The organism is Vibrio sp. 10N.222.49.A3 (genome assembly GCF_041475145.1).
GTDB lineage: Bacteria > Pseudomonadota > Gammaproteobacteria > Enterobacterales > Vibrionaceae > Vibrio > Vibrio tasmaniensis_A.
Genome location: NZ_JBFRVM010000005.1, coordinates 1 through 12,399, shown reverse-complemented (window position 1 = coordinate 12,399; position 12,399 = coordinate 1). Strand labels below are relative to the sequence as shown.

The 12,399-nt window shown below is 43.6% G+C and carries 7 protein-coding genes; 4 read left to right on the top strand and 3 right to left on the bottom strand.

Features of this window, described 5'->3' with window-relative positions:
- Positions 1-171: 171 nt before the first annotated feature.
- On the bottom strand, positions 172-2,226 hold the full coding sequence (locus AB4589_RS00520) for a transposase domain-containing protein (protein WP_372099090.1): 2,055 nt from the start codon (positions 2,224-2,226) through the stop codon (positions 172-174).
- Positions 2,227-2,236: 10 nt separating this feature from the next.
- A complete protein-coding gene (locus AB4589_RS00515; RefSeq protein ID WP_372099089.1) occupies positions 2,237-2,515 on the bottom strand; it encodes a transcriptional regulator in 279 nt (92 codons plus the stop codon).
- A gap of 227 nt (positions 2,516-2,742) precedes the next feature.
- Here AB4589_RS00515 and AB4589_RS00510 point away from each other — a divergent pair, with 227 nt between their 5' ends.
- The 3 genes from AB4589_RS00510 to AB4589_RS00500 all read left to right on the top strand — a co-directional run bounded on the left by AB4589_RS00510 (position 2,743) and on the right by AB4589_RS00500 (position 9,902).
- Complete coding sequence (locus AB4589_RS00510; protein ID WP_372099088.1) at positions 2,743-3,420, top strand: S24 family peptidase; 678 nt, start codon at positions 2,743-2,745, stop codon at positions 3,418-3,420.
- A 493-nt stretch (positions 3,421-3,913) separates the two neighbouring features.
- Positions 3,914-4,939: a two-component system response regulator gene (locus AB4589_RS00505; RefSeq protein WP_135382031.1), complete on the top strand. Its 1,026-nt coding sequence runs from the start codon at positions 3,914-3,916 to the stop codon at positions 4,937-4,939.
- Positions 4,932-9,902, top strand: coding sequence for an ATP-binding protein (locus tag AB4589_RS00500; RefSeq protein WP_372099087.1), 4,971 nt, complete (start codon positions 4,932-4,934; stop codon positions 9,900-9,902). Before AB4589_RS00505 ends, AB4589_RS00500 begins: the two co-directional genes overlap by 8 nt.
- A 94-nt stretch (positions 9,903-9,996) precedes the next feature.
- On the opposite strand, the gene AB4589_RS00495 is transcribed toward AB4589_RS00500, so the two are convergent.
- A complete protein-coding gene (locus tag AB4589_RS00495; protein ID WP_372099086.1) occupies positions 9,997-10,887 on the bottom strand; it encodes a LysR family transcriptional regulator in 891 nt (296 codons plus the stop codon).
- Between the two features lie 227 nt (positions 10,888-11,114).
- Here AB4589_RS00495 and AB4589_RS00490 point away from each other — a divergent pair, with 227 nt between their 5' ends.
- A complete protein-coding gene (locus AB4589_RS00490) occupies positions 11,115-12,290 on the top strand; it encodes an MFS transporter (protein ID WP_135382028.1) in 1,176 nt (391 codons plus the stop codon).
- Positions 12,291-12,399: the final 109 nt, after the last annotated feature.

Genomic DNA, 12,399 nt, shown 5'->3' with positions numbered 1-12,399 from the left:
TATTCAACCAGGTTTCAAGCTTATGAAGCTGGGTTTCGGTGTCGCCCGTATAAGGTTTGTTATTAAGTAACTTACTTAAAATGCCTTCGCCAATATCAGACTCTTTGGCAATCTTACGATTACTGAGATTTTCGCTGACTTTCACGGCAAGGACTTGTTGAATAATGTGGTTCATTTTGCTTTCCCGTATTGCTGCATTAATGCGTCTAAATCCATCGTGGGCTCAAAATCTGCGCCCACCGCTTTCTTCTCGAGCAAGCCTTCAAATTCACTTGGGTTCATTTGATGTTGCTCTGGGGCTCTTGGTAGTTCGGGCGTCATTTCAGTAATACTCGGCACCATGCCGCCTAATGGCTCTGGCTTTTCATTGCTGCGCGTTAACTGGGCAAGGTCGTCATTCGTTAATCCGACCATTTGCTCCTTTAACCACGCGGCTCGATTAATATCTTCACTTTGGTGTAGGCTCTGACGGCGTGCCGCACCTAAATCGTCATAAGCCGCATCAGCAAACAACGGAACCTCGCCGATGAACTCTCCACGCTCACTGTAGGCATACACACAGCCTGTTAAGTCATAAGGGTTGAAGCGAAGATGAACACTTTGACCGATGTATTCGAACAACAGCGGGCTGCGGTAACGATTCGACAAATGCTTGCTGTAACGCCCTGCGTTTAATTCAACTAAACCGCCAGCATGAACCTTCACGCTTTTTCGGGTGCGGTGCAGACACAAGCGCAACTGTGTTGCGGTGGGTTTACGTACTTGGATTTGGGTGTAACTTTGCTCAAACACTTGCTTATAGCTGTGAATGCCGCGTGCCATTTCACTACGACGGCCTTCCTGACTATTCCAATCGGCCACCCACTCAGCAAACAGCTCAACCACTAACTCAACAGGTACAGTAGCTTCACCGTAATTCGCGGGTTTGCTGGTGGCGGATTCACCTGCGTAGGCTCCGGCAAAAGCTGGATGGCGTTCAAACTGACCGATACCACCTTTAGAATGGAACAGGCGCTCAACAGGTTTGGCTCGCGCGTTACCTTTACGTCCTACGTTGTCATCTTCAACGCGAGTCCAGTTCACTATTGAGCCTAGAGCCGTAATCGCGCCTTCAATCTCAGCGTTATCAAACTTCTTATGCTCTAACTTGCCTTTGCCTGTTGCTTTAGGGCGTGAGGTTCGGCCTGTCATCGCTTCACTTAGCGCTACAGCGCCTCGGTCAAGGTCGAATACTTCAGGAATGCTGAACGTTGAAACCATATTGAAAAGAGCAATACCTAGCATTTCGGTGTTCTCTGTAATATCAATGGCGTAACCCACAATCATCGAACTATAAACATCCTGGAACACCCAAACGGTAGGGCGAATCACCGTGCCATCTTCCATATGACAACGAATACGAAACTCATGACCATCACCCGATACGCGCTGCATAGCATGCATACCGACTCGTGTGCGACGCTGCGCAGGGACTAATGTTTGCTTGGCTGCAAACAAGCCACCTCGGCAATACACTTGAAGCTCATAGGGGATATCGGTATTCACGCGCTCACGGATTGTGGAGAGGCAAGGCACACTCCAACCTTCACGTTTAGCGGCTTTGCCCATGCGGTTATAACACTCGGTGATGGTGGGCTGCTCAGGTCGTAAATAATCGGCATGAAACATAGACCAAGCTTCCGGTGACAAAGGGGCGGTACGCTTACCGTGAGAGCCAATTCTATCGAGAAGTGCTGGCAACCAATCTTCCACAGGGATCTTGTTGGTTTGTAATCCTGGGATGTTGTAAAACCAGCTCACAATTTTGGAATAGGTTCTTCCAGACTCTTCCGCCACGCGCTTCATTGATTTACGCATGCTGATACCAGATTCAACGTACGCTTTAACTCGCATACACAACTCATAACGTTGCTTGGTTGACGCTTTCTTGCTATCGGTCGCTTCTTCGTACTCAAGCCATAGTTCGTCGGAAGTAGGAGTAACTGCTTGGCGTACATGACGACTACCTTCAGCTTGCTCTGCCTTTTGCTTTGCGATTTCACGCAATAAGTGCAAACGGGTTTCTTCTGGCAAGCAGTCGATATGATATTCAAATGCTTTTGAGCCTTTGCGTTTACGTTTTCGGTCTAGAGAGGACTTAGTCAGACGATCCAGCTTTAAACGAGCATTTTGGGAGGTATTTGGCATGCATGGAGCGCCAACTAAATCTTTTACTAGCAACCACATATTTTCTACCTCATTTCATCTCTAGTCGTTTTTTCAAATCTCGCTTTCTTTCACGTCTAGCTTCACGTTCAGGCCAGATATCTCTAACCTCTACATCTAAAGCTTTAGCAATGATTTTTTCAGCTTTTTCATATGGGCCATTGAGGGCATTGTTTAGTGTTGTCGGTTTATATCCGTTCAAAATGGATAAAGCTCGTAGTGTTAACCCTTTTTTATGAAGAGCAGCAACGATGTCCTCACGAGCCATATCAAATGCATTTTTTTCAAATACAGTGCTTGTTTCAGGCATATTTGATATCCTATTTATATCAATTCATGAACTAACCTAGTGCGTACAGTGCAAAATGTGGTTCATAAAGTAAGTTAGTGACTTAATTCTTGATCACAATAAGGTTCATTTCAAGCGTTCTTTTCAAAATAAAGACAACGAATGAGCCAAATCCTGATAAGTCATTGTTTTAAAAGGGTGAAATCCAAAAGGAACGGCGAACCAAATAAGGGTCAGATTCGTTCTTTTTGAAAGATGAGAAAAAAACGATGAAAGAACGCTTAGAAACGTTGCTAAAAGGAAGAAGTATTCGGCAAACCGCGACAGACTGGGGAATAGCCTTTAATACTTTAAGGAACTGGTTAACAAAAGGGACATCACCTTCATTTGATGTAATTGCTGCGATTGCCAAGTTAGAAGGAGTTGATCTTAACTGGCTTGCCTATGGAGAAAGTAGCTTGCAAAGCCTTCCTGCGGCGGCACCTATGCGCAAAGATAGTGTAGAAGTTATTCAATATGACTTTAAGGCAAGTGCAGGGGCGGGATGTTTAGTGGTATCAGAGAACCCCGTTGCAAAATTTGAGTTCTCTAGAGAGTGGTTAATTAAACAAGGCTTGAACGGTAAGCATCTAACCGTTGTGGAGGTTTATGGTGACTCTATGGAGCCGACCCTATTAGATGAAGATCTTATGTTGGTGGAAGTAATCGAAGATCCGAAGCAGGCACGTGACGGTGTATGTGTACTCCGCATTGATGATGAAGTGATGGTGAAGCGTGTGCAGTATGACTTTGCTAGCGGTGGATATCGTATCACTAGTGATAACACAGCATATGAACCATTTTTTATTGGCAAGGAGTTTGAAGGTCGTTTCCAGCTTCTAGGCCGAATGGTTAGGGTGTTACAGAGGGCAAAAAAGCATAACTAAAAGATCACTCTACGTACAATGCTGATCTGTTTTAACTCTTAAGCATGCTCCCTCCATAAAAGCCCTAAAGTCTTCAATAATTCATTTTAGGGCTAAAATTCACCTTTTTACATATTTTCAATACGTTACCAGTGTATAACTCACTTTGTATTTTGTATTAACTTTTAATTCTCTCTCTCACTGGTGGTGTCGTTAATCAAGTCTTTAATCACTTTAATGAACAAAGTTTCGTTTATGATCTAATTCGTCCTCAGTTGATTGTCGGTTGATTTTAAGCGAGTGTTTGTTGAAACTAATTGATGGTTTTTATCTGGTTCACATTCAAAGGGTGGATGCCGAATTTTTGACTGGTCATACTTCGACAAACGTTGGTTTGATGTCACTCGAAGATCTACTCTTCATTTTCAATAAACAATTGCTATTTTTTCTGATTAACCTCTAAAAATCGTTCTACACTATATTTATAACTGTTTGATTTTTATACGAGGTATCAATGAGTCGTAAACCCATAGTGTTAGTCGTAGATGACACCCCAAGCAATTTGGATGTGTTGACTGCAATACTTAAAGATACCTATCAAGTCAAAGTAGCAATTAACGGTACCATTGGCATCAAGATAGCCAAGATGGTGCCTCAGCCAGACCTCATTCTTCTCGATATCATGATGCCAGATATTGATGGTTATGAAGTTTGCCGACAGCTCAAAGAACAGCCCAACACCGCGCATATCCCCATTATCTTCGTTACTGCCAAAATTGGACCTGAAGCCGAAGTAAAAGGGCTCTCCTTGGGGGCTGTAGATTACCTAACCAAACCGATAACCCCTGCTATTGCACTCCAGCGTGTGAAAACGCATATCGCACTTTATGACCAACAACGCGCGTTGTTTAGTCAGGTAAAAGAGAAAACTCAAGAGATCAATCTCGGTAAGCTAGAAACACTGAACATACTGGGTAGAGCTGCTGAATTTAAAGACAATGAAACAGGCATGCACGTTAAGCGTATGAGTCACTACTGTGAAGTGCTAGCTAAAGCCTTGGGAATGACTGACGAAGATGCCGAGACGTTGCGTGATGCAGCACCAATGCATGATATTGGCAAGATTGGCATTCCCGATAGTGTGCTGCTAAAGCCTGGTAAGTTGGATGCCGGTGAGTGGAATACTATGCAGAAACACGTCGAGTACGGTGTTGAAATTCTTGGTAGGCAGAGTGATTCCAAACTGATGCGTATGGCGATTCAGGTGGCGCAATATCATCATGAGAAATGGGATGGCAGCGGTTACCCAAACCAGATCGCGGGTGAAGAAATTCCTTTGGTAGGAAGAATCGCTGCGGTGGCTGATGTGTTTGATGCCCTGACAGCAGAGCGTCCTTATAAGAAGGCTTGGAGTGTCGATGAGGCACTGAGCTTGTTTGAAGAACAGAAAGGCAAACATTTTGATCCAACTATCGTTGATCTGTTCTTTCTTAAGTTGCCCGAGATTCTTGCGATTAAAGAGAAGTTTAGCGATGAGTGATGGCTTGATGTTGTCACTAAATCGTTTTGTATTATCTCTTATCATTGGCTTATTTGTGTGGTCACTAGTCATTCGCAGTGCAAACGCCGGCGAAGTGAGCGATGCAACGTTAAATCAGTGGTTAGAAAACCAACCAACGATTACCTTTGTTACCCTTACCGACCATTACCCATACTCATTTATCGATGAAGAAGGAAAGGTCTCAGGGATCATCAAAGATTGGACATTAGATCTTGAACAGCGTTTTGGTGTTCATGTTCGGTTTGTCACAGTTAACTCGCGTGTCGAGGCTAAAGCCGCGTTAGTCGACGGGCGAGGTGACGTGTTCCCATTCCAACAGTTCGACCCAAGTGAAGGTGGACGTTTTCTTGCAAGTGATCCCTATATTCCTTATCAGGTGGCTGTGATAGTCCCTATCGACAACAAACTCGATGGAAACCTAGATCAAAATAATAAACGCCGCATAGCTATGGTTAATGAAAACATAGACTTGGAGCGTGCAGGAGTGAGGTTGAGCTCTATCGAAAGAGTCGATTTTGAGAATGTTATTGATGCGGTGCGTGCGTTAGGGTCTGGTGATGTCGAAGGCATGGTCGGTGAACCTATCACCACTATGGATCTTGCGAAAAAGATTGGCGTTCATGATCTAGCGGTCAACTATGTTTTGGAGCATTGGAAAAAGTTAGAAGCGTCGATGGTGATTCGAAATGACGAACCAGAGCTACTGACGCTAATCAACAAACAAATTGAAACTTTTGACGTTGCAAATAAGAACCAGATTTTATCAAAGTGGCTAGATACTTCTCCCTATCGAGTTCCACTAAAAGGCGTATTTGGCTTTGGTAATCCTCCGTATATGTATCCAGACAGCACCGCGGTCGGGCTAGAACACGACATTATTCAACGTGCTCTTAATGATATGGGGTATAAGCTGGGTGACGTTGTCACTCTCCCTCCTAGTGCCGCTAGAAAGGCCATCGACAACAATAATTCTATTGCCTTTGTTTCTGGCGTTCAGTTTGATGATCCTAATGCTCATTTCCTAAGTGATAAAGTTCTTAATGTTGAGTTTGTTCCTGTTTCACTGACTCGCCGCAAGCTCAAACTTGAATCTCAGAACGACCTATCACTAGGGGCGTTATTGTTCGACGAGACCTCACCAATTAAAAATTCTGTTGAAGTACTGAAGGGTAAGTTAGACATTGGTCGTGTCGAAGATTACGAAGGTCTTGAATCGGCATTCTCACAATTGAGGGCTCAAAATGTTGACCTGTTAATGGTTGAACGAAGGGTTCTGGAGTGGTTTATCACCAATACTCGTTTTATTGAAATGGCAGAGCTAACGTTACATGACGAGTATAAAGTTGAGTATCCGATCTATGTTGATTTTAAGAGTGAGGAAATCAGAGACAGCTTCAATGCCGCGATTAACAACCTTAAACAGGCCGATGACGGTTTAAGCCAAATTATCGAGATGCAGGTTCAGAATGATCTAAGCCAAGTGCTTAAAAAGGCGAATATCATAGCGCAAATATCCGCGTATTTTATCGTCAATGACCGCTTTGAAGAGTTAACCGAAGTTTTTGAAATTTTCGATACGGACAGTTCATTTCAGGTGATCACTGCACAGGCGGATAATAGTAATCGTCCAATCAAATCTTGGTACATCGGTAACCTAGTTGATGAATATGGAGAGAAGAAAAACACCTCTCACTTTTCATCAGTCACCAAGGTGGCAAATTATCGAACCAAAGGAGGGAGCACCAATTCTGGTTCGATGACTTTCTACTTTGATGTTCAGTCGTTAGAGCGGAACCATGTTTATTTTCCATCAGTCGAACAATTTAGTTCATTCGGAGATGCGGCGAAACGCTATATTGCGGATGTTTATCAAGCGAGTAATTTGACTGGAGAGATCTTAAATTTAAGCCAAAAAGAGAGGAAGTGGATCAAAGACAATCCGGATGTTCGGATAGGTATCGATCCAAATTCGTTGCCTTATGAGGCGGTATCCAATGCCGGTGAATACATCGGTATGATTGACGATTACCTAACGCTCATTGAGCAGAAAACAGGGTTAAGTATCAACCATGTAGACGTTGCAAGTTGGTCTGAGACCCGAAGCTTGGTTGATCATCATGAAGTAGAACTGGTCTCCGCAGCACAAGAGAACCGTTCGTTAGGAGACAACGTCAAAGCAGTCAAGAGCCTGTTTTCAAGCCGTTTAGCTATTGCATCGAGACGAGACATAAGTAGCTTGGTGCTTGAGGAAGCTGAAGGATGGAAAATCGGTATCTTGAAGAACGCAGCAAATACCGATGCGATTGTCGGGAAATACCCGAATATTGAATGGGTGAAAGTAGAATCCACTGAAGATGGGCTTAACCGACTGGATGATGAAACCCTAGATGGCATGATCGATACTGTCGAAGTCCTAAACTACCTCATTGATTCATTTGGTCATCGTGAGGTCGGAATTATCGGACGACTTGATTTTTTCCTTTCACCCACCTTACACGTCATTAAGTCTGAACCTTTGCTTTATTCCATTGTGAATAAGGCGATTGAGAGCATTTCTGCTGAAGAACGTCAAAAGATATCGGCGAAGTGGGCAGCGCCAAAAGCGATAGAAAGAGTTGACTATGAATTGGTTTATACCATTTCAGGTTTTGCTTTGGTGATCGTTTTACTTATCGTTTTCTGGAATCGAAAACTCTCGAAACAAATAAGCATTGCCAATGATGCAACAGAGGCGCTTAAGAAGGCTCAGGAGCAGCTCTATAATATGCTTAACAGCTCTCCTATCGCCGCGAGTGTTGTGTTTGAAGAGAAAGTTCGTTATGCCAACGATACTGCGAAACGGCTGTTTGGGGTTGAAGGTCTTGATCTTGATTCTATCGATGTAGATTCTATTCATGACTCTTTATCCGTTCGGGATGATGTACATAAGGAGCTAATGCTCAATGGCAAGGTAGTAAACCGGGAGTTGGTGCTTAGAAAACCTGATGGAACCCGTTTCGTTGCGCTCGTCAGCTATTATTTGTTTGAGCTAGATGGCGAGATAGCCACGCTATTTTGGGCATTCGATATTTCAGAAATGAAGCGCCTTAATGAGCAATTAGAAGAAGAGAAACAGAGGGCCGATTTGGCGAGCCAAGCTAAATCGGAATTCTTAGCCAATATGAGCCATGAAATTAGAACGCCAATGAACGCTATTATTGGTTTGTCTTATCTGGCGATTGGCGAAATATCTAATCCGGTCGCTCGAAATTACATCGAGAAAGTGCACCGTTCGGGGCATTCACTGTTAAGCATCATTAATGACATCCTCGACTTCTCTAAGATAGAGGCGGGACAGCTTGTCATTGATAGCATCCCATTTGATCCCGTGACGACATTCCAAGATGTCATTGAGTTGATGGAACCCAAAGCGAATGAGAAGCAACTTAACTTGTCTATGTCGATAGATCCAGAGTTAAACACTCCGTTGATTGGTGACCCATTAAGGCTGTTCCAAGTAATACTTAACCTTGTTGGTAATGCGATTAAGTTTACGGAAACTGGCAGTGTCTCGTTAACTGTAGCCCTTGTTGAATCAGATGATAACAGTCTGACTATGAAGGTGATGGTGGCCGATACTGGCATAGGAATTTCTGATGAGAATCTACACAAGCTCTTTGAAGCATTTAGCCAAGCCGATAGTACAACCACGCGCCGATTCGGTGGCACAGGGTTAGGACTCAATATTAGTCAGAAATTGGTTCGTGCAATGGGTGGCCAAATTAGTGTTGGGAGTGTTTTCGGGCAAGGCAGCGAGTTTTCGTTTGTTCTAACATTGCCAAGATCAAGTGTTGAAGAATTGGCAGAGTTTAAAGCCCAAGAGCTGCAACTGGATTACCAGATAGAGTTCAAAGGTCAAAAGGTATTGCTCGTTGAAGATAATGAGTTAAATCAAGACTTAGCCTTGGCATTCTTCACCCGCTCTAATCTGAATGCCGACTTGGCAGAGAATGGAAAAGAGGCACTGGAGTTAGCTCAAAGCAACGAATACGAGATGATCTTTATGGATCTGCAAATGCCGATCATGGATGGTTTCGAATCTACACGTTTGATTCGTGAGTTTGATAAAGATGTACCAATTATTGCGATGTCGGCCAATGTGTTTGCTGATGCCAAACAGCGAGCGCGAGAGGCTGGAGTCACGGACTTCTTGGATAAGCCAATTATCATCGATAAAGCCACCTCTTTGATTACGAAATACATCGTGCCAGAGGTTCTGGTTGAAGGTAAAGCGTCATCAGAGTCGCCTTTAGTTAGGGTGCAAGATAGCAGCTCTAACAGTTCGACATTAAGCTCTGATACTCTGATGGTTCTCCCTGTTTTCTCATTGCCAAGGTTCGGTCAGCTGACTCATCATGATGTGAAACTTCAAGAGAAGATGCTTGGTAGATTCTGCCAAGGGGCGCCTGACATTATGTCGGATACCTTCGACAACCTAGTGCAAGATGAATGGGTGACGTTAGAGCGGAACCTACATACGTTAAAAAGCATGGCGGCTTCTATTGGCGGGTTGCAATTGGCTGAACAACTCGGTGGTCTTGAAAGCAAAGCGCATAACAAGGCGTGTGATGAGCAGGATCTTAAACAAGCTGAGCTTGGGTTAATCGAATTGATCAAAACGGTAGAGAGCAGCTTTGATGGCTCTGGTGCTCAAGGTGTTGAAACGGCATGTACTCAAGAAACTGAGGTGAGAAGCGCTGATGCATCGAATTCGCCTAATATCACTCAAGAGCAGCGTGCTAAGTTGTATTCGCTGTTGGATGCTTATGATAACGATGCGACCCAATACGTGACTGAATTACTGGCACAGTATCCATATTCAGCAGTTCTTAAAGATGTCCAAAGTGCGTTAGATAATTACGACTTTGAACGAGCCAAAGAGGTTCTGAGTGCTTCTGAGTAGCTGTCTTTTGAACATCACTCCAACATTAAAGCCTTTAGCTCTTGCTGCGAAATAACGAACTAGCTAAAGGCTTTACTTCTTTCTGTGTCTCGGATTAATTACTGACGTGTTGTTTGATTAGATCGATAAGGGTGTTGTATCTGTGCGGCAGTTTTCGATTTCTTTTCTGAACCAAATACAGTGTTTCTTCAACCTTCACTTTAGGTGGCACAACATGCAACTTCTCTTTGTCTGGAAAGTTTTCGACAGCCCCTGCGGGTAACACGGTGAACCCAAGCCCTTTTGATACGGGTAATAGAATTTGGTGGAGTTGATTAATGTAGCCAGACTTCGGGATCTCATTGATGTTGATGTTCGCTAAATCTTTATCTCCGCATAGGTCAAAATACAAAGACAGGTAATGAGCAGAGTCTGGATGGGCTATGAGGCCGATATTGTGCAGAGCTTCAGGGGTAATCTCTAAGTTAGCAAGACTATGATGGACGATTAAGCACAGCGCCTCATTACCAATAACTTGGCTCTGATAATAGCTGTCATTGGGTGAATGTCTGACGATTCCAATATCGGTGGTGCCTTGGATTAGGTCGTTCAATATCTTTTTGTTCGGTGCCGCTTCTAGGTTGATGCTCAGGTCTTGATGTTGCTGCTGCAGTTCAAGAAGCTTGGGATACAGACGCAAAGAGAGTGAACCCGAACAGGATAGATGACATTGCCCAGAATAAGGATTGTCGAAACTCAGAGATTCGAATAAATCTTCTTGGTCTTTTTCCAGTTTAAGAGCGTAGCGATACATAATCCGACCTTGTTCGGTCAGTTCGAAACTCTTATTTTCTCTCGATAACAAGTCACAGTTACAAGCTTGCTCAAGCTTTTTGATGTGTTGGCTAACGCCAGGCTGTGTCATATACAGCTTTTCTGCAGTTTGGGTGAAATGACCAACTTCAACCAGAGTCTTAAATGTATTGAGCCAAAGTGGATTAATCATACTCACCTTTAAATGCTAAAGCCTATAAATAACAGAAAATTATTATTATCTTAAGTAATGATAATTTCAACTCTAGCGTCTTAAGTAACGCTAATCAAAGTCATATGGTGGTAACTATTGATATTGGCCTATTGGCCGCTTTGTAGAGTTGCTATGAGTAACAAAGTGTTGCGACTTTGTTGATTATTTGGTCTATTGACCAACTGTGCTCATATTTAGGAACGAAGATGAATAGAAATGTTTGGCTGCTCTCACTGTGTCAGGCCTTGCTGATGACGGGTAACATATTACTGATCTCGGTGATTGGCTTGATCGGCAAGCAGATTGCGCCCAGTGTCAGCATGATTACTTTGCCTGTTGCGCTGCAATTTTTGGGTTTAATGGCAGCCACTATTCCTGCGTCTCTAATTTCAGGCAAGTTAGGGAGAAAGCGAGGATTTAGCATTGGTAATGTGGTTGGCATTACAGGGGCGAGCCTTGCCACTTACGCACTGTCTCAGCAAAATTTCTATCTGTTTTGTTTCGCCACGTTCTTACTTGGGATAGGCATAGGTTTTGGCACGCTTTATCGCTTTGCTGCAATCGAGGTGTGTGATGAAAATGCCCGTCATCGAGCGATATCTATATCGATGGCTGGTGGCGTGTTGGCGGCGGTACTCGGGCCAAACTTGGCGATTATGTCTCAACAATGGTCAGCAGATGGCTTGTACATTGGTGCTTTTGCTTCTTTGATTGGGTTGAATATTCTTGCGTTACTCATTTTACAAACCATTCAGTTTCCTAAAGTCTCTTTTAATAGTCAGGCTCCCAAAGCCGATCCTTTAGGCGTAATCGTTAAAGCACCGAACTTTATTGGCGCTGTGTTTGCGGCCATGGTTGCTTACGCCGTGATGAACATTTTGATGACGGCAACACCATTGGCGATGATTGGTTGCGGATTCGATTTTACTAAAGCTGCTGGTGTGATTGAGTGGCACGTATTGGGTATGTTTGTGCCTGCATTCTTTACGGGTTCCCTCATCGAGAAGTTTGGTTCAAGAATGATGATCCTTGCAGGTGGCGTGTTATTTGTGGTGAGTATTGCCATCAATATCCATGGCGTGTCAATTTGGCACTTTAGAGCGGCTTTGGTTGTGCTTGGTGTGGGTTGGAACTTTATGTTCATCGCTGCAACAGGCTTATTTAGCCAGTCGTATCAAGCTCAAAATAAAGCCAAGGCACAAGCGTTCAATGAATTTGTTGTGTTTGGTTGCGTAACTGTCACGGCGCTACTGTCTGGTTGGTTGGAGTCAACAGTAGGTTGGCAAAACCTTAACGTTTACGTTTTACCATTCGTTTTGGCCGTAATTTTGTTGTTTGCATTCAGTGCGCGTAAATCACGCATTCAAAAGCAGCCCGTGTAATGGTTCATCGAATGGTGGTTCAGCAAGTTTTTTACTGTGACTAAACCCCTAGTATCTTAAATTGCGACCAATAAAAAGCCCTACCGAATCGGTATAATGCCGATCGTTT